14 protein-coding genes are annotated in these 18,076 nt (G+C 60.3%); 4 read left to right on the top strand and 10 right to left on the bottom strand.

Features of this window, described 5'->3' with window-relative positions:
• Positions 1-85 precede the first annotated feature (85 nt).
• Positions 86-1,090, top strand: coding sequence for a hypothetical protein (locus BV106_RS01980; protein WP_038159694.1), 1,005 nt, complete (start codon positions 86-88; stop codon positions 1,088-1,090).
• A 244-nt stretch (positions 1,091-1,334) separates the two neighbouring features.
• Here the strand turns inward: BV106_RS01980 and BV106_RS01975 are convergent, their stop codons facing one another.
• From BV106_RS01975 to BV106_RS01930, 10 genes are all read right to left on the bottom strand, one after another.
• Positions 1,335-2,126: a hypothetical protein gene (locus BV106_RS01975; RefSeq protein ID WP_038159691.1), complete on the bottom strand. Its 792-nt coding sequence runs from the start codon at positions 2,124-2,126 to the stop codon at positions 1,335-1,337.
• Positions 2,127-2,209: 83 nt separating this feature from the next.
• Positions 2,210-3,067, bottom strand: a complete 858-nt coding sequence (locus tag BV106_RS01970) for a prepilin-type N-terminal cleavage/methylation domain-containing protein (RefSeq protein WP_038159688.1) — start codon at positions 3,065-3,067, stop codon at positions 2,210-2,212.
• On the bottom strand, positions 3,064-3,513 hold the full coding sequence (locus BV106_RS01965) for a hypothetical protein (protein ID WP_265595234.1): 450 nt from the start codon (positions 3,511-3,513) through the stop codon (positions 3,064-3,066). The genes BV106_RS01970 and BV106_RS01965 overlap by 4 nt, the downstream gene beginning before the upstream one ends.
• Entirely contained in the window at positions 3,510-4,040 is a 531-nt protein-coding gene (locus BV106_RS01960) for a prepilin-type N-terminal cleavage/methylation domain-containing protein (RefSeq protein ID WP_038159683.1), read from the bottom strand. Before BV106_RS01960 ends, BV106_RS01965 begins: the two co-directional genes overlap by 4 nt.
• 39 nt (positions 4,041-4,079) lie before the next feature.
• Positions 4,080-4,511, bottom strand: a complete 432-nt coding sequence (gene gspG, locus BV106_RS01955; protein ID WP_038159680.1) for a type II secretion system major pseudopilin GspG — start codon at positions 4,509-4,511, stop codon at positions 4,080-4,082.
• A gap of 69 nt (positions 4,512-4,580) precedes the next feature.
• Positions 4,581-5,891, bottom strand: a complete 1,311-nt coding sequence (locus tag BV106_RS01950) for a type II secretion system F family protein (protein WP_038159677.1) — start codon at positions 5,889-5,891, stop codon at positions 4,581-4,583.
• 49 nt (positions 5,892-5,940) lie between these two features.
• Positions 5,941-8,646 carry a secretin N-terminal domain-containing protein gene (locus tag BV106_RS01945; RefSeq protein WP_265595233.1) on the bottom strand — a complete coding sequence of 902 codons (2,706 nt, stop codon included), beginning with the start codon at positions 8,644-8,646 and terminating at the stop codon, positions 5,941-5,943.
• Between the two features lie 38 nt (positions 8,647-8,684).
• Positions 8,685-9,257: a hypothetical protein gene (locus tag BV106_RS01940; RefSeq protein WP_265595232.1), complete on the bottom strand. Its 573-nt coding sequence runs from the start codon at positions 9,255-9,257 to the stop codon at positions 8,685-8,687.
• Complete coding sequence (locus BV106_RS01935; protein ID WP_038159667.1) at positions 9,238-10,455, bottom strand: PilN domain-containing protein; 1,218 nt, start codon at positions 10,453-10,455, stop codon at positions 9,238-9,240. The genes BV106_RS01940 and BV106_RS01935 overlap by 20 nt, the downstream gene beginning before the upstream one ends.
• Before the next feature lie 82 nt (positions 10,456-10,537).
• Positions 10,538-11,497 (bottom strand): type II secretion system protein GspK, encoded by a 960-nt coding sequence (locus tag BV106_RS01930; protein WP_038159664.1) that lies wholly within the window; start codon positions 11,495-11,497, stop codon positions 10,538-10,540.
• Between the two features lie 146 nt (positions 11,498-11,643).
• Between BV106_RS01930 and BV106_RS01925 the strand changes: the two genes are divergently transcribed.
• The 3 genes from BV106_RS01925 (at position 11,644) to BV106_RS36975 (ending at position 17,283) form a co-directional block, all read left to right on the top strand.
• On the top strand, positions 11,644-12,303 hold the full coding sequence (locus BV106_RS01925) for a hypothetical protein (protein ID WP_038159661.1): 660 nt from the start codon (positions 11,644-11,646) through the stop codon (positions 12,301-12,303).
• 81 nt (positions 12,304-12,384) lie between these two features.
• Positions 12,385-14,148, top strand: coding sequence for a GspE/PulE family protein (locus BV106_RS01920; protein ID WP_038159658.1), 1,764 nt, complete (start codon positions 12,385-12,387; stop codon positions 14,146-14,148).
• A 372-nt stretch (positions 14,149-14,520) separates the two neighbouring features.
• Complete coding sequence (locus tag BV106_RS36975) at positions 14,521-17,283, top strand: hypothetical protein (protein ID WP_081891442.1); 2,763 nt, start codon at positions 14,521-14,523, stop codon at positions 17,281-17,283.
• The last annotated feature ends 793 nt before the right edge of the window (positions 17,284-18,076 follow it).

Below are 18,076 nucleotides of genomic sequence, written 5' to 3'. Positions count from 1 at the left end.
TTGCTCAGTTCCATACGTTTTATATTTAGTGTAGACAGACGTGAGCGGTCCCTCTTATTTTCAGCGTGATTTATTAAGAAAAATCATGAATAAATCACTCTTCCTCATCGGCACCATGGTTGCCGCTGTTACCAACCTCATGGGGCAAGCCCCGTCCACCGTTCCGTCCAAGCTGGCGGGATTTCACAAGGTTACCGCACGCGCATGGTCCACCACGCTGGTGGGGGTAAATTTTGTTCGTCCGGTGCTGGCCTCCGGCAAACTTGATGCGGAGGCGGCAAACAATCTGACCGACAACAACGTTGATTTCAACGTGGCGCTGGCGGGGCAGAGCAATCTCTGGCTTGAGATCACCAGTGGCACGAACAAGGGCATCGCCAGCCCGATTACGGCCATCGCCCAACGGGTGCTCACGACAGAGGATGACCTTTCCGGTTTCTCCGCTCCAGGGGACACCTATGAGGTTCGAGCTGCTCACACCATCACCTCGCTGTTCGGGGCCACCAACTCCGCCGGCCTGAAGCCCTGCCCTACTGCCACATGGAACGGCAGCGCGGACTTGGTCTATGTGCCGGATGGCGCAGGTGGGTACAAGTATGTGTTCTACTCCACGGCGGCCGCAGGCTGGCGGGAGGTGAACAGTGGTGCCGCCGATGCTGCCGGGACACCGGTCTATCACGTGGATGGCCTCTGGATCACCCGGAATGACTTCACGAACCTGACCATCACCTTCACCGGATCACTGCGGACCACACCCACGTTCTTCCCGGTCGCCAACGGGACCAACCTCCCTCTCAATACCGTGTATCCCACGGGCTCGACCCTGGCCAACAGCGGTCTGAGCACCCAGGTGCTTCAAGGTACAGAGACCACGGCGGATATCGTGTGGCTCCCCAACGCCACCGGTGGCTGGGATCAATACTACTACGCCACAGCCTCCCCTCCATCCGTGACGGCTGGCTGGAAGCAGGTGGGTCAGGGGGATGTGGACAAGGGCAGTACCGTCTTCCCCTCGGCCTTCAGCTTTGAGCGCCGTGGTGTCACTGCCAACGTCAAGATGGTGCCCAACACCATTTACAACGGTCTGTGATTTATTAATTAATTCGAGGAAATAATTGCTGGAGGCGCGGAAGCTGGTGAAAACCGGTGCCGCGCCTCCAATCGTTTGAGGGGGAGGGCAGCGGGGAAATCCGCCGGTGCGAAGCGGGTGTCCTATGAATTATTAATTAATTCTAGGAAATAATGTCAAGAGTGCGGACGGCAGTGCTTCAGGTGGGTTTGCATCCGAGTTGCCCGGCTGCTCCATCAAGTCCTAACCTGCCGCAGCACCCGGGCTACGGATTATCCGTGGGCATCAGCGGAGCCGGAGGGGACTGGGGCACGCCTTGTGGCGCCGTCAGGCGACGCCGGTTGGCAATGGTGGGGCGCCCCGTGGGGAATGGGGTGCGTACTCCAGGCGGCGTAGGCGCAGGGCCGTTTCCTGAACCAGGAGACAGGGAGGCGTTCGGTGCAGACCCGCCTGAGCCCGTCGCAGGGGCACCGTTCATGGCGGTCAGTGGTGCGGGTTGACCCGTGCTAGAGGGTTCAGCACCGTTGCTTGCAGCACGCTGCTGGGCAGCTCCGGCCCCTGTAGGGCTGGCCCCTCCGCCGGCGGCCATTTGCTTGAGAAAGGCTTCGTCGTACCGCAAGGTGGCCTTTTCACCACCCATGGTCACCACGGCATAGGAGTCACGCCGTGTATCGGCGATGACCGACTCCTCCACTCGCATGCCGTTGTCTCCCGGCTCCTGCCCGCGCAGACGCGAACGCTCGCGCGTCTTGGTGTTGACGATCACCACGGAGGTGACGCCGTCCACGTCGTCGTACATGCTGCCCAGAGCGAGGTTCTTGGCAAAAGATTCCCGCTGGATGGCCACAGGGGCGGTTTTCAGCGTGAAAGGGTTTTTCCTCCAACCGTTTTCGTAGCGTTGCTCGGGAAACGGCGAGGGAGGGGCCCAGGGTTCTGAGGCGGAAAGCCCGGCCAGGAACCCGGCTTGCAGCACGGTCCAGAAGGCAAGCTGGACGACACGCCCTCTCGCCGCCGGGATGGCGGTGCTGGCAGCAGGAGCATTGCGGGATTTCATCATGCCACGGGGGAATAGGCCTCCAACTGTCCGTTGCTGAGGCCCAAAGTTCCAGTGTTTTTGTGGAAAATACGGGTGAGCCCGGGTCAGGGCGGAGGCTCCGGAGCTGGCGCAGGGATGGGATCTGGCGCTGGATCCAGGGGCGTGCCCGGCGGCGGGGTCACCGGGGGGGTGGGGCTGCTGCCGCCGGAGGGCGTCTCTGCGGGCGGAACCCAGAAGGTCCAGCGCTGCGTGGGGCTGGCTGCCATGGTCAGCCGCAGTTCCATCAGCTGTGGCCGCTGTTTCCGGGGAATGACGGGGGCAGTGTTCAGGCCAGCGCCTGGCTGTCCGGGGAGCGGGGGCGGCACGCCCCCTGAGGGATCGTCCTGGGCGGGGTTCGCGGTGATAACGCCGAGCGGATAGAGCTCCAGCCGTTCGTTCCAAACGGGCTCCCATTCTCCGCTTTGCACCCGGTAGAACCGCCACTCGAAGTTGGCGACATCCTCCAGCAGCTTCAGGCGCCGACCCACGCGGCCGTCCCCCTTCTCCCAGGCCAGGGCTTGGGCGGCGGTCATGGAGCGGAGGCTGACGGTGAGATAGCCATCCACTTGTTCCTCGGACTCCAACACGATCACTTCATTGCCGCCGGTGCCCTGGGTGGAGAAGGCTCCCGGCGCCCCTTTGAACGTCAGTTGGGAAAGGTAGTGGTTGCCCTTCTGCTTCACTCGATGCCTCACGACGGCACTGGCGGGCAGGTTCCGCAGAGTACGCTCGCAGAACTGGGCGAAGCCGTTGACCCGGCTTTCCGCGAGCTGTGTCTCTGACATCTCGTTGCTCAACTGGATGGTGGCGCGCACCACGCTGAACACCGCGCCCAGCAGGATGACGAGAATGAACATGACCATCATCACCTCCAGCAGGCTGAAGCCCGCCTGGTGTCGTCGCTTGAGCGGGACAGGGGTCATGGCTGTTGCAGATTGGGGGCAAACAAGGGAGGCCACATCCAGGTCTCCGCTATTTCTTCATGCTCTCGGCCGCCGTCATTCCACCGGGCCACCGCACGCACCCGCATCAGTTGCGGCAGTTCGTGGCCCTCTTTGTTGGTGAGTTCAAGGGGCTCGACCTTGACCAGGTAGGACACGCCATTTTCCTGTAGCTTGCGTTCGACGGGCGAGATGTGCCCCATGGGCTGGTTGGGGTCAGGCTTGCGGGTGGCTTCCACCAGCAGGCTTTCCAGCCGGGTTTGCACGGACAGATCCTCGCGGACGTCATTCCAGGCCGTCGCGATGCCGTTGATGGCCGCCACCAGGGAGACCACTGCCGTGCTAAAAACCATCAGCGCCATGAGCGCCTCCAGAAGAGTGAAGGCGGCCTGGCTTCTCCGGATGCAGGATGGAACTCGTGACCTCATGAATCTCCGGGGATGTGCAGGCCCTCATCGATCACGCGGCCGCTCAGCGGGTCCACGGTCACTTCCAGCCAGGATGACCCCAGCTCAAACCTCGCGGTGAGAGGTTCACACAGGCCGCTGGCCGCCACGATGAGGCGCTGCCCGGGGGAGGGGACAAACTTCTCCGAACCCCAGCGGCGCAACGTCAACTTCATGGCGGGCGGGATCTTCACGCGGCGGATGTAGTACTCGTCATCATCCTTCTGGCGAAGCCCGTCCGGATCCTGCCGGTAGCGGATGGCGAAGCCGGTCGGTTCAAACAGGATGACCTGGGGCTTCTCCTGCAGTGTGGCGCGCCGGACCGCCTCCATAGTCATGCGCTGCAGTTCCGACACCGGCTTGCGCAGCTCTCTTTCCGCGGTGAGACCGCCGAAGCTGTAGATGCACAGACCTACCAGCAGCACCATGATGAACAAGACAATGCTGATCTCCAGAAGCGTAAAGCCCTGGGCGCCACGACGCGCAGTGGAGGAGACAAGCGGGCGCATCAGGAGCAGCGGTGGGTGGAAGGCTGAGCTCCTGGAGGATCACTCCCAGTTGCCGATGTCGTCGTCCGTGCCTTCCACGCCATCGGGTCCCAGAGAGAAGATGTCGTGTTTCCCGACATTCTTCTTACCTGGATTGCGGTACTGGTACTTGTGCTGCCAGGGATCGTTGAGTGCGCTCTCGGTGGCCAGTTGCATCCACTTCTTCACGCCGTCTGGCCGGCGCACCGTGGCTTCCAGCCCCTGTGCCTGTGAGGGGAGAGAGAGATGAGTGGTGCGATAGCGAAGCAGGATGGTCTCCCAGGTTTTGATGTCGGATTCGGCTCGCTGAATCTGAGCGCTTTCACCCACGTTCTTCATCATGAACACACCGCTGCCAATGATGAGGGCAATGATGAACATGACCAGCATGATCTCCATCAGGGTGAAGCCGGTTGCGCGGCGACGGTGAGGGGGGCGGAATTGGGTTTTCATCGTAGGTACGAGGAGGTGTAGGGGTTCAATTTTAAACGGCAGACCGGCAATCGGCAATCGATCTGGATATCAGCGTTGCAGGTTGTTGAGCGTGGCCCAGACGACGTTGATCATCATCCACGCCATGGTGCCGACCATGCTGGCCATGACCAGGATGATGACAGGTTGAAGCAGGGCGGTGGCCCGATCCATGGCCTTGGCCAGGTGGCTCTCAAACCGCGTGCCCGCCTTTTGCAAGGCGGTGGAAAGTTCGCCGGTCTGTTCGCCCACTCGCACCATGTCGATCACCAAAGGGCGCACCACGGTGGTCTTCTCCAGTGCACGGCTCAGCGAGCCACCATCGGCTACCGCGGCCTCTACCTCGCCCAGGCGGGCGCGGAGGAACTGATTCACCGTGGCCTTGCGCACCAACTCCAGTGCGCGGTGCAATGGCAGGCCGTTGTGCAGCAGGTTTCCCAGGGTCTCAAGGAATTGCACCTCGAACCGCGTACGGAGCACTCCGCCATAGAGGGGCAGGTTCAGCTGGACGCGGTCCCACCAAGCCTGGCGGCCCTTGTCTTGAAAGAGCACCACGATGGTGAGGATCGCGAACACCACGCCACCCAGAAGCGCCCACCACCAGGCGATGAAGAAATCGCTCGCCGCCATCATCACCACCGCAATGGCCGGCAGCTCGCCGTGCGTGCTCTTGATCAGCACGGCGAGCTTGGGCAGGAGATAGGTGAGGAACATCACGGCCAGCCCCAGGCCGGAGGTGATGATGAAAACGGGGTAGATCAGTGCCGTGGTTACGCGCGCCTGCAGCGTCTGCATCTGCGTCAGGTAAATGGCCTGGCGGTTCAGGATGGAAGGAAGGGATCCGCTGGCCTCCCCGGCCCCCACCAGATTGCAGTACAGCTCCCCGAAAGATGGGGACACCTGCTGGAGCGAGACGGAGAAGGGAATGCCGTCTCGCACTTTTTCACGGAGCCGGATGGCCAGATCGCGGATGAGCACGGTGCTGCGGTTCTCCATGGCATGGAGCGCCTGCTCCAGCTGGAGTCCGGCGGCGAGCAGATCGCACAGCTCCTCCGTGAACTGGATGACCTGCGCTTTTTTAAGTTTGATGGGACCGGTGCCGGAGCCGCCTGCGGATCGGCCGCTTGTTTTCGCGGTGGGGCTCGCATCGGCTTCCCGTTTTGGTTTGCCCGCCTTGGCGCTGCCTGATGTCGCAGCTGTCTTGGCCGTAGACTCACCGGCTGACGCTCCAGCGCGCACGCTGGAAGGTTGCAGACCGCGTCGGGTTAACTTGCGAAGGGCGTCCCCACGGTCCGTCGCCTCCAGCGTGCCAGAGCTCGCCTGGCCAGCCAGATTCACAGCTTCAAAATGGAAGACGGGCATGAGGAAGTGAGTTCCTTGAACTGCTCACGGGGCGCGGCTGGCGCGGCGCCTATTTTTTCAGCATCTTGGTGCGCTCATTGGCCTTTTGTTTGGCAGAGCGGGCGGTGGGGGCGCTTTCTTCCACCGGCAGGGCCACTGGTGCCACCGGGGCAGTCGGGATCGAGTTGTTCTGACGGGCAACCCTCTCAACTGTCGTTGTGACCGTGGTGGCGCCTTCTGGAGGAAGATCATTGGACATGCCGACGGCCGGCGCGTTGTCCGGATTCCAGCCCGGCAGTGGTAGAATGGGCGTCGTGACGCCTTGCCCTGGTGCAGGTGGCGTCACCTCCATGGGCACATGAATGGTGTCGTCCGCGAATTGTTTGTTCACCGGGTAGGACTGGGTCTGTTCCACCCACTTGGCCTGAGTGTTGAGATGGTCCATGCCTTCATTCAGGATCTGCGGCTGGACAAAGATCATCAGCTCACGGCGTTCCTTGCTATTGGAGGTGTTGCCAAAGAGGTGCTTGAGCACCGGCACGCGAATCAGGAAAGGCAGGCCGCTCTTGTTCTTCGTGTCGCGTTCTGTGATGAGGCCGCCCAGCAGCACCGTGCTCTTGTTGGGCACGATGATGGTGTTGCGCATGCCCTGCACACTGAGGTTCGGCACACGGTTGCCGCTGATCTCGGTGAAGCCCGAGACGTCATTGTTCGTCTGTTCGAAATCGAGCCGTACCTCATCATTGGCGTAGATGTGGGGCGTGATGCGCAGTTCCAGTCGCACCTTGACGTAGTCCGTCGTGCTGGCCACGGAGGCGCCATTCACGGTGGTGCCGCCCGTCGTGAGGGTCTGTCCGGCGATTGCCAGATCCTGCCCGATGAAGATGTTGGCTTCCTCATGGTTCAGCGCGGTCACAGTGGGCTTTTGCAACACGTGGAAGCGCTTGTTCTGCTCCAGGGTGCGGAGGAAGACGTTCAGGTGCTTGCCGATGTGCCCGTAGACAGCCAGGCCCTGAGGTGCCACGAAGTCTTCAATGCCGCCAAACTTGGTGAAGTCCACCGGCTCTGCCCCGGTCGTGTTCAATGCTCCGGCCACGAGACCGTCCTTGCCAACGCTCTCCAACGTGTGCAGCCAGTCCACTCCGAAGGAGAAATCATTGCCCAGCGTGAACTCGCCGATCACGGCGGTGAGCAGGATCTGGCGCGGGCGTTTGTCCAGCTCATCCGCCAACTCGATCAGCATGCGTAGCTGCTCCGGAGGGCCGCTGGCGTAGAACTGGCTCGCAGAGGGATCCGCAATCACAAGGGTCTTTCCGATCAGCACGCTGCGGGGTTGCACATCGGCTGGCTGGCTGCTGCCACCCCCGCCTCCACCAAATCCACCACCCCCGCCGCCGCCTCCTCCGAAGCCGCCCCCACCGCCAAAGCCGGTCATGCTGCTGTCACTGCCGCTGCCTCCCATGCTGTCGAATCCGCTACGGGAATTCCGGGAGGAGGAGGTGCTGGAAGTGGTCTGGTTGCCACCGCTGGATGAGGGGTTGGAGCCGCTACCGCCATCATCCTTGGCACCGCGCAGCAGGGCATTGCGCGCCACGTCGAGGAAATCCATCACCTTCAGGTAGCGGAGTTTCCGGGAGACAAAGGTCTTCTGCGGGGACGCGGCGTCGTACTCGGCCACCAGACTCTCGATGTACTCGATGTCCAGAGGGCGGGCCACTACCAGCAGGGTGTTCGTGCGGGTGATCGCCTGAATCTTGGCAGGTGTGGCCTCTGCTTCCGTTCCGCCCACGGGTGAGGTGACATTCACCTGGGCCGCCGCCATAGCTGCCGCGTTTTGAGGATTGCCCGGGCGCACCGCCGCTGCGGCCGCCGGAGCTGGGCGGGGAGCCTTGCCGGAACTGGAGCCGCCGGATCCGCCCTGGCTGCCCAGACCGAGCAGCTCGCTCAGGGCGCTGGCGACTTCCTCCGCATCCGCACGCTCCAGGTGGATGGACTTGTGCTTCACCTCACCCGGCGGCACGTCCACCTGCCGGGTCAGGTCGATGTAGGCGCGAATGGTGTTGGAGTTCTCCGTGATGACCAGCGCCTTGGCATTGGGCACCGGGGTGATCTTCCCGTATGGGTGTGGCGGGATGATCTGAGCGAAGGCCTGCGCGGCCTCCTCGGAATTCAAATAGGTGAGCTTCAGGAGATAACTCACCACCTGGTCAGACTGCGGCAGGCCCTCGTCAGAGAGGATCATGGGCACGCCCTCGCTGGCAGGGATGCGGCCGCCTTCATACCCCAGCACCTTGAGCATGTTGTTCCCGCTGGGGACGATGGCGTAGCCCGCCAGCAGGAGGGACTTTTCGACGAACTCAATCGCCTCTGCCGTGGGCACCTCACCGGCGGTCTCGATGGTGACGGTGGCGTTTTCCAGCTTGGGATCACGGATGATGCGCTTGCCCGTGAGCTGCTGGTAGAACTCCAGCACCTCTCCCAGCGGGGCGGCGGTAAACTGAATGCGGTGACCGCGACCGGAGCGGGGGCCCGGGCGCTGCGTGCTGGTGACAGAGCCCGGAGGCTGCACCGGGGCAGGCTGGGGACGTATGGCTGGTGGGACAGCTCCAGGGCCGGGGCCAGGACCTGGCCCAGGTGTAGGGCCGGAGCCGGGGCCTGCAGGCGGCGGGACGGGCGGCGTGGGGCCGGGAGTCTGGGCGCTGGCCATCAGCGTCGCCGCACTGGCGATGACGACGCAGCTGCGGAGCAGCCGGGGGAGGGGCAGACGGGGATTCATGAAATAAAGAGCGGGGCGTTTACAAGGAGGGCCATCCCTCACGGGCTGGTGGAGCCGGCCGTAAGCGGGCCGGATGCGGGGGCTGGCTGGCCGGCGGTCCGGTACCAGCGCCACACCTGCACAGTGGCCACCACGAGATTGGGGTCCTGTTTGTCAGGGGCCACTTTCAAGGAGGGGATCACACGAAAATCGGCAGGAGCCTGCAGGCGGTGCAGCCAGCGGAAGACCTCCTGCAGCGGGCCCTTCACCGTCATGGTGAAGCCCAGCTGTTGGTAGAGACCGGTCGCCTCGGGTTCGAGGAGCTGGCGATTGAGCGTCTCCAGGCCGCGGTCACGGGCCATCTCCTCCGCGCGGGTCAGCTCCTGGTTGGCCTCCAGAGCATCCTTCATCACGGGCTGGCTCTGGTTGATCCATTCGTTGCGAGCGTTCCACACTTCTGCTTCAGCCAGCAACAGCTGAGATTCCATCTGGGTCAGCTCCAGCCGGTCTTCACCCTTGGCCAGGCGTTTCTGCCAGGAGAGCAGTTCCCGGGTGCCCAGCAGGCCGGAGATCACGGCCAGCAACAGGAGGAACATCATCAGCAGCCGGCGCTCACTGGGCTTCATTTTCACCTCCGCCGTTGATGCTGCCTTCCACCCGGAAGAGGGCCCGATTGTCCGGGCGGATCGTGGGGACAGGGGTGTTGAACGCGTACCGGTTCAGCGCCGGGCTTGCTTTCAGATCAGCCTGAAATTTCGAGGCGTGGATGGGTGAGGTGGCCTCGCCACTGATCACGAGCGTCTCTAGGTCCATGGAAAAGTCGAGGAAACGAATGCCCTCCTCCGGGAGCAGGGCCACGATCTGGTCAAAGACCTCCACCGGGTAGGTCGCCGGGTCGATGGCAGGCTCCAGGGCGCGCCAGCGGAGCTGCGCCTCCTGCACCTGCGCCACGCGGGGCTCATCCACACGAAGAATGGCCAGGGCGGCATCAAGCTTGTGCTGTCGCCAGGTCAGCCAGCCTGCCCAGGTGGCGAAACATAGCAGCACGAGCAGTGCTCCGGCAGAGAGCAGCAGCGCCTGGCGGCGTGCCTTTTCACGATCGCGGCGAATGCCGGCGGCGGCGGCCGGCAGCAGGTGGCTGCTGGCATGAGGTGGGTGAGGGGCGGGACGGGCTCCGGTGTGGATCTTGACCCCCAGTGCTGACTGCAACGCCTCCGTAAATCCCGGGGCGCACTCTGTCCACACATGCACCGCCTGAAGCGGGGCCAGCAGTCCCTGCATGTCCAGTGCCAGAAGCAGGTCCTTGATTTCAGTGGCTGCGCCTGAGTCCAGGGTGCGGGCAGAAAGAAGCGTCGTGTGCAGCAGCTGGCCATTCCGCTGCACGGTCATGACCAGTCTCCCCAACTCCCGCCAGATGGCGGCCTCATCATGCGAGATGGGATAGAGCCGTGCACTGATCTCAAAGGAATCCGGCAGGCTGCGATGCCACAGCTCTTCACAGGCATCATCTGCCAGGGCCACGCTGCCCACGAGAAGCTTGTCCCCCACGGTGGCGACGGGCCAGTGCACCCAGTGCTGCCCCCCGGCACCCGGCTCCATGCCCAGAGCCTCCCACCGCAGATCGGTCGTCTCGGCCAGGCGGCTTTCACCCGCTTGTGAAACCCAGAAAGGGCTGCTGTCCAAGCTTTGCAAGGGGATGGCAAAAATACCTCCCGCAGGCGTTTCCAGTTTGGAGGACTTCTGCCATGCCCCGCGGGCATCGAGCAGCCAGCACTCCCAGCCTTCTTCGCCGGGCAGTCGCAAGCTCTGAGATGATGAGGGGGTTCCCATGCAGTAGTCGGAAAGCTAGGAGATACTCTTATTAGGAGCGAGTCTAATTTTCGTGGTTTTTTTGACGTATTCCGCGACCGGACTATCGGCGGGCATCAGGCTCGACCGAGAACTCGCGCCACTCCAGCACCTTCGGGCGCACAGGATCCTTCTTTAAGATGACTGCGATTCCGCGGGAAAGGTCGTTCACATTCCCCACGCTCTCAATGCGCAAGGTGCTGCCCCGCAGGCTGAAGAGGGCCGCTGCCGCCGTGCGCTGCTCACCCCCCAGACCCAGAAGCGTCAGCGCATCTTCCACATTCTCAAAGAGCTGATCGTCCTCCGTCTGGTGCAGGCCATCACGACCGTCCCGGACCGACACCACGGTCTCTGCCACGGAGAGGGAGACGTCTGCGGTCGCTGCGATGACGGCTGCCGAAGCTTCATTCACATCCACCCTGCCGTCGCCCCAAAGCGTGAAGATCTCCCGCCAGTCTGGATAGGCATCGGCAAACGCCGCCATTCCCTTCACCAGCAACACTTCATCCAGAGTGTGGAAGGGGCGGTTGTAGGGGCGATCGGCAAAACCGGCACGCTCATATTCCTGACGCTCTGCCCCTTGCAGCCGCCTCAGATCATCCGCGTCTTTCCAGTCCATGAGGCTCTCCACCAACTCACTGGCATCGGCCGGCCGCAATCCCCAGCGGGTGAATACGCGTTGCAGAGCGGGGCGCTTCTCCTCTGTGAGCAGGGAGTTGAGGTTCAGCCGTGCTTCCTCAGTGGTGAGTTTGACCTGGTAGCTCTCGGTGTCGCTCACCTTGCGTTTGAGGAGGGGATCCTGCGCTTTCACCATCGGGTGGCTCGCCACGGCCACTCCCATCTCAGCCAGTTGCCGGGCCCGGAAGACCATCTTGCGTGAGATCCCGGTCTCCACATCCTGCATGGTGATCATCATCGTGGTCACTACCAGAAAGGACAGCAGGGCAATCACCCACAGCACCACCAGCAGAGCCGATCCGGTGGCGCGCCGTGGGGTGAGGGGGGGCAGGAAGGGCCGGAGCATCGGCGTCAAATGGGGGGGCGAACGCAGCGCGACATTCTCCACGGTGGTTTGCCTGGTGCCAAGCACGAATCTAAGTCCTGTTTTTACCACAACTGCCACGGAACAAGGTTTGACACCGGGAAACCAGCCCGGTAGCCTCAGGGGAAATGATCCGCCCCCTTTCATTTTTTCTGGCTCTGCTTCTCACCCTGGCCGCGGTGTCGTCCGCGCAGGGGCAGGTGCTCATCTACAAGCTCGATTTCCGCAAGGACAAGGGCATCAACTATCACCCCTTCACCGGAGGCTACTTTGTGGCGCCTCTGCTGGGCGGCAGCGGCACCTTCTTCCTGACCAGCACGGACGATGAGCGCGTGTACGTGGAGGCTTCCGAAGGAGGCCGGCTCTTCACCGCCATCAGTGGCGATGGGGACAAGAAAGCCGTCATCTCTGCCAGCCTCGGAGCCGGCACCGCCATGGGCGCGCTCGTGGCCATGGGTGATATCAACCATACCGTGCATGTGCGCGGACCCACTTACACGCTCGATGCCCGCGTGGCCAAATCTCTCACCGGCATGTCTGTGAGCGCGGATGACGAGAGCGAGGCGGAAGGCCCTGCTCTGAACGGCAGCATCGGTGCGGCAGGGTTCTCGGAAATCAAAGCCAATCTGGACGATGAGGAGACCAACCGTGCCAATTACAAGGGCCAGAGCCTGAGCCAGGCTTCCGAGGCCATCCGCCTCATGCTGGAGCGTCAGGGCTTCCACAATGGGGATGATGACGACGACGATGATGATGACGAGGAAGAGGAAGTCACGGTGACGGAATAGGCGCTTTTTGCCTGCCGTTGCTGAATGCAGCAGGCATTGACCTCTGCCGGAAAGCTTCTACCCAGACCCGTATCTCCCCCCATGCCTGCCCTTGCCCTCGGTGCTGCTTTTCCAACTGTGGCCGATCCTGAGGATCTGAAGCTCGCTGCGCAGGAGGCCAATGCTGCGGGGCTTTCCCTGATCGATGTTTTCCTTGAACGTGGCCTGGTGGAGGAGGCGATGCTTCAGCCGCTGGCAGATGAGCTGGGCTGGCCCTGGGAGCCCCTGTTGCAGCCCCAGCTGGAGGAGGCTTCAGAGTTGAAGCGTCTTTGCCCGGCCCGGCTTGCCCTGCGTCATCGGTTGCTGCCGCTTGGTGTTAAGGAAATTACTGCGCCCGCTGCCTCTGCTGTGACGGAGGATGGCGCGCCCGCCGCCCCTGTTTCACCCGGCCGGGTGCTGGTACTGGCGTGTTATGATCCCTTTGACTTCATGGCCCGTCAGGCTGTGGCCCGCACCGTGTCCCTGCCGGTTCGTTGGGTTCTGGCCCCGCGGGAAGAGGTGTTGCGCTCCATTCAGGCCTTCTACGGCGTGGGTGCGGATACCTTCGATGATATCATGAAGTCCCGCGACATGGACGCGGACGACAGCCACCTGCGGGACGAGGCGAACGTCATCGATGCCGACGACGCTGAGGCCTCGGTGGTGAAGTTCGTGAACCAGGTCATCCGCGAGGCCCTGCTCCAGCGTGCCACGGACATTCACGTGGAGCCCGTGCAGGACAACTTGCGCATCCGCTATCGTATTGACGGCGTGCTGCATGAAGTGCCCGTGCCGGAGAACATCAAGTCCCTGCAAGCCTCCGTGCTGGCCCGTATCAAGGTCATGGCCCGGCTCGATATTGCGGAGAAGCGCCTGCCGCAGGATGGCCGCATCAACCTGAAGCTGGATAACCAGAGCATCGACGTGCGCGTGGCCTGCATCCCCAGTGTGGAGGGGGAAAGCATCAGCCTTCGTCTCCTCGGTCAGGAACGGTTCACCCTGGCCAAGCTGGGCCTTTCTGCAGAGTATCGCGCCAAGGTGGACACGCTGCTGGCGCGTCCCAACGGCATCGTGCTCGTGACCGGCCCCACCGGCAGCGGCAAGAGCACCACGCTTTACACCTTCCTTTCGCAGCTCAACAGCATCTCCCGCCGTATCGTCACCATCGAAGATCCTGTGGAGCACAAGCTTCCTGGCGTGGTGCAGATCGCGGTGAAACCGGAGATCAGCCTCACCTTTGCCAGCGGTCTGCGCAGCATCCTGCGTGGCGACCCGAACGTCGTCATGGTGGGGGAAATTCGCGACCTTGAGACTGCGGAGATCGCCGTACGTGCCTCGCTCACCGGTCACCTGGTATTCTCCACCCTCCACACCAACGACGCCGTCGGTGGCATCACCCGTCTCGTGGAAATGGGTGTGGAACCCTTCTTGGTTAGTTCCTCAGTCCGCGCCTTCATTGCCCAGCGCCTCGTGCGTTCCCTCTGCCCGCAGTGCCGCAAGCCAGCTAATTACAGCGCGGAGCAGCTCTCGGCCGCAGGCTTTGTTATCCCTGCCGGGCACATCATTTATTCAGCGGCCCCGAGCGGCTGCCCCGCCTGCCGCAGCACCGGCTACCATGGCCGTACTGCCATTTATGAGTTGGTCATGGTCACCCCGGCCATCCAGGACCTCATCGCGCAGAAGGCCAACGCCAACACTCTCCTCAAACAAGCCCGCCGCGACGGCTTCATCTCCATGCGCGAGTACGGCTGGCAAAAGGTGCTCGATGGTATGACGACGTTGGAGGAGGTTGTGCGCGTGACCAGCGAGGATCACGGGGCGGAGTAAGAAACCATAATCATTTTGCAAAAGCATATTTTAGCGATTTTTCGCTTGCGGTGGTAAGGTTTTGTCTGATATCAGGGATCGGCGTACCCCATAACCCCCCTTCGCCAAATCTCCCATGAAATCTGTTTCCGAACCTTGTTCGGTTCCTCGGCGTTTGTCACAATCAGCTCGCGCTAAACTCAGGTGCGCGTCGGTCTTGGCGAAAGGTAAATCCTCCGAGTCTTTGTCTGCTATTCGGTCGACCGTTGAAATCCAAGAGTTTTCTGGCCGATAATTGAGATCCCTGGCCGGGAGTGTCCCTCACTTTGAGGGTGGCATGCTGCCCGCCATTCGGTAGGGGAGATTTAATAACATCAATTTCGATATTCCGTTATGCGTATCATAGACATGCTCATTCAGGCTAATGGTCCACGGAAACAGAACGGATTGCTTGGTTGTGTATTGGGATTGTTCACGTTGGGAATATTAGTTTTCCCCACTCCAGGCAATGCGCAAATTCCACCAGCTGCACAGAAGCAACTTGGCACCTATTACTCGCATTCATTGGCGGTAAAGCCTGATGGCACCGTCTGGGCCTGGGGTGATAACGGAAGTGGACAACTGGGCAATGGGGGATACGTGTTTTCGGATTCTCCAGGGCAAGTTGCAGGAATCACAGGAGTCACGAAAGTTGCTGCTGGGAGGCTGCATTCCTTGGCGATGACTAATACTGGGGATGTCTACAGCTGGGGTGACAACACGTCGGGCCAGTTAGGATCAGTAGCGGCAACTCCGGTTCAGGCAAATCTTGTAGCCAGTGGCATGGTTGATATTGCGGCTGGCTATGCACACTCTGTAGCTGTTGACGCCAATGGCAAAGTTTGGCTTTGGGGGGCAAACGCGGATCTTCAACTTGGAACGACGGCCTATCCGACGACCGAACCTTTCAAACATCCAGATCTCGCCGATGCAATTGCTTGCGCCGCAGGTGAGTCGCATACCCTCATACTTAAGTCTGATGGCACAGTTTGGGCGGCTGGGTCAAATGCATATGGACAAGCATCGCACGATAACAATGTCTTCACCCAGGTGCCAGGTCTGCCTTTCGTGATAGCGATTTCCGCAGGCTATTTGCACTCTTGTGCACTTGCCTCGGATGGTACAGTTTGGGTGTGGGGGTATAGGCAATGGGGTCAAGGCGATAACATTTCTACTCCAATGCAAGTGCCAGGATTGTCCAGTATCGCGGCAATCCAAGTTGGTGGATATGATAAAAACATTGCAATCAAGAGTGATGGTACAGTGTTGCAATGGGGAATGATAGATCCTCATGTGGCAACAAGAACGCCGCCTCAGGTGGTTGAAGGAATCTCCTCGCCAGCATCGGTGGCCGTTGGGCGCTTCCATTGTATTGTTGCCATGGCAGATGGGACAGTTCAAGGATGGGGCTTCAATGGATATGGTCTGGCGGGATTTCTCAGTATGAGTGACCTGGGGTTTGATGTGGACGATATGATCGGTTATTCCACATTGACGCATGAGAATCCAATTCAAATTACAGGTTTGGAAGGTGTAAAATCGATCGCCCAATCTATAGGCGCTACTATAGTCTTAAGGACTGATGGCACTGTTTGCTCTTGGGGGGCTAACACGTTTTATGACATGGGGATTGGGGGGGATGGCGGGCGACCGATTCCGACGCAGATTTCTGGCATCAGTTCGATTGACCAAATTGCAGCAGGCACAACCCATTGCTTGGCTCTGGGCAGCAACGGAAGAGTCCACAGTTGGGGGCTTGGTGAGCATGGCGAACTTGGAAACGACGATCTCCTCCTAAGTCCCTCGCCGACCATTTTAGATGGAATTATCAACGTGAAAGAAATTTGCGCTGAAGGTGTCACTTCGATGGCATTGAAGTCCGATGGGACCGTGTGGTGGTGGGGAAGTATGGGTGAATACCCTTCCGCTGAAGTTTCATCGACGCCTCAACATATGCCTTCTCTTGGGTCATCTAATGTTGCGATTGGAGCGGGAGATGGATTCGGTGTGGCGTTGAAGTCCGATGGGACTGTGTGGAGTTGGGGAAGGAACAATTTAGGTCAACTCGGCGATGGAACACTTACTGCTAGCAGTCTGCCCGTGAAAGCGCAACTTCCCGAAGGAAAGGCGGCTGTACAGATTTCGGTAAGTTCAGGCCAAGTGATTTGCAAGACCTCGGATGGGGGGCTGTATGGGTGGGGGAGCAACTATCATGGCGCAATTGATGCTGGAACCTATGACGTCATAACATTGCCGCGCGAGATAGCAGGTGGCGACGGGGTGGAGATGATTATACCAAGAAGTTCATCTGCATTTGCACTTCTAAAAAGCGGCAAGTTGGTCAGGTGGGGCCGAGATGCGAATTTGGATCAAAATGCGGAGCCAATCGAGCGTGGTGTGGTTGGTGTCTTTGGCGGACTCGATACCTATTTGTTGAAGGAGAATGGGACAGTGAGTGTCATTGGTAACGCATATGGTAATGGCGCTGATGGGCCTACTGGCCATCTGTCTGAGGGCATTAACCCCTGGCAAACTGCACCAAAACCAATGCTTGGATTCAATCTGCTGCTGCCTGCACCACTCCTAACCAGATCGTCTCCTGTTGGCAATACTACAGTCCTTCCCTTGGGGAGCACGTTGCAGCTGGAGTATCTGTGGAACACAGCAAGCTCTAGTTCCCGCTCTTTGACGCTGAGTCATTATGGTCGGGAGCTGTCGACGGTAAGCGGAGTCAACCCTGTATTGAGCTTTACTCCTACAACTTGGGGGAGCTTTCCTCTCAATGTCTATGGCAAAGACTCCAATGGCGCATATTCGATTCGTAGTTCAGCAGGTACGGTAGTTGTTCCCTATGACAGTGAGTACCCCAATGGCGATGGTCTTCCGGACTGGTGGGAAATCTTGCATATCGGAAATCTGTCGCAGAATGGTTCGGACTCATCCGATGGCGACACTCTGAGCAACAAGTGGGAGTTCCTCCTGAAATCCAACCCGAATCTCCAGGACACGGACGGTGATGGAATACCGGATGATCGCGACAGTCGCCCGAATGATCCAGCACACGGTCAACTCAACATTTCCATCACCTTCCCGGTGAACGGGACTCAGGTTCCCTGACCCCATCTTCTCATGAGTAAATCACTCGTACTAAGGGTGCTCCTTGCCCACGCATTGCTTTTCACGCTCACTTTTCTCGTTGGTTGCTCAAAAGAACGGCCTGAGGAGAACCTGTCTCCGCCGCCTGCACCGCAGTCAAGCCCTGATCAAACTGTGAAAGCGGATGTGCCAACACTTGCCGCACCTCCATCACCTGTTGAGCCGCTTTCGGAGCAGAAGGGTGTCTCAGTTTTGCCTGACGATCCGCCTGTGGAGTCGCCTGGCCAACGTGATACCGCCCGGCGGAAAGCCTTGGAGCAGTACCGCAATCAGGCCCCCCGATAGTCAATCCCCCCTCTAAAAAAATTCCGTCAGTATTTTCCAGCGCTATGAAAAGTTGGATTCTTACCACCCTGATCGCCAGCCTTCTTACGACAGGTGCCATTCAAGCTCAGTCGACAAATTCCAAGTGGTTCACCCGGTGGAGTGATGAACCGGTCACCGGCTACCACTATGATTTGTTCAATGCGATTGAAGGATTCAACGAGACCCAAATTGTCGGTGTAGAAGGGAACGCATCTTCGGCAGCCACCTTTTCAATAACATTCCAAGGGCATAAAACTCCTGAACTGGCGGTAACTTCGTCAGCTGCCGCGGTTCAAGCTGCGCTTCAAGCCCTTCCGTCCGTTGGGAATGGAAACGTGACTGCCACCTTGTTCGGAGCTTCTCCCAATCCTGTTTATCGAATCGAGTTCGTCGGTGCGCTGGCCAAAACCAACGTGCCAGAGTGCACAGCATCATCAACAACACTAAT

The sequence above is a fragment of the Verrucomicrobium sp. BvORR106 genome (assembly GCF_000739655.1).
Lineage (GTDB): Bacteria > Verrucomicrobiota > Verrucomicrobiia > Verrucomicrobiales > Verrucomicrobiaceae > Verrucomicrobium.
This window is presented reverse-complemented; position numbering and strand designations above follow the sequence as displayed.

What these genes read in the sequence shown, in the direction of transcription:
- BV106_RS36975 (WP_081891442.1), top strand. Translation starts at nt 14,521, where the DNA reads ATGCGTATCATAGACATGCTCATTCAGGCTAATGGTCCACGGAAACAG.
- BV106_RS01950 (WP_038159677.1), bottom strand. Translation starts at nt 5,891, where the DNA reads ATGCCCGTCTTCCATTTTGAAGCTGTGAATCTGGCTGGCCAGGCGAGC.
- BV106_RS01935 (WP_038159667.1), bottom strand. Translation starts at nt 10,455, where the DNA reads ATGGGAACCCCCTCATCATCTCAGAGCTTGCGACTGCCCGGCGAAGAA.
- BV106_RS01920 (WP_038159658.1), top strand. Translation starts at nt 12,385, where the DNA reads ATGCCTGCCCTTGCCCTCGGTGCTGCTTTTCCAACTGTGGCCGATCCT.
- BV106_RS01975 (WP_038159691.1), bottom strand. Translation starts at nt 2,126, where the DNA reads ATGATGAAATCCCGCAATGCTCCTGCTGCCAGCACCGCCATCCCGGCG.
- BV106_RS01980 (WP_038159694.1), top strand. Translation starts at nt 86, where the DNA reads ATGAATAAATCACTCTTCCTCATCGGCACCATGGTTGCCGCTGTTACC.
- BV106_RS01925 (WP_038159661.1), top strand. Translation starts at nt 11,644, where the DNA reads ATGATCCGCCCCCTTTCATTTTTTCTGGCTCTGCTTCTCACCCTGGCC.
- BV106_RS01970 (WP_038159688.1), bottom strand. Translation starts at nt 3,067, where the DNA reads ATGACCCCTGTCCCGCTCAAGCGACGACACCAGGCGGGCTTCAGCCTG.
- BV106_RS01930 (WP_038159664.1), bottom strand. Translation starts at nt 11,497, where the DNA reads ATGCTCCGGCCCTTCCTGCCCCCCCTCACCCCACGGCGCGCCACCGGA.
- BV106_RS01960 (WP_038159683.1), bottom strand. Translation starts at nt 4,040, where the DNA reads ATGCGCCCGCTTGTCTCCTCCACTGCGCGTCGTGGCGCCCAGGGCTTT.
- BV106_RS01945 (WP_265595233.1), bottom strand. Translation starts at nt 8,646, where the DNA reads ATGAATCCCCGTCTGCCCCTCCCCCGGCTGCTCCGCAGCTGCGTCGTC.
- BV106_RS01965 (WP_265595234.1), bottom strand. Translation starts at nt 3,513, where the DNA reads ATGAGGTCACGAGTTCCATCCTGCATCCGGAGAAGCCAGGCCGCCTTC.
- gspG (WP_038159680.1), bottom strand. Translation starts at nt 4,511, where the DNA reads ATGAAAACCCAATTCCGCCCCCCTCACCGTCGCCGCGCAACCGGCTTC.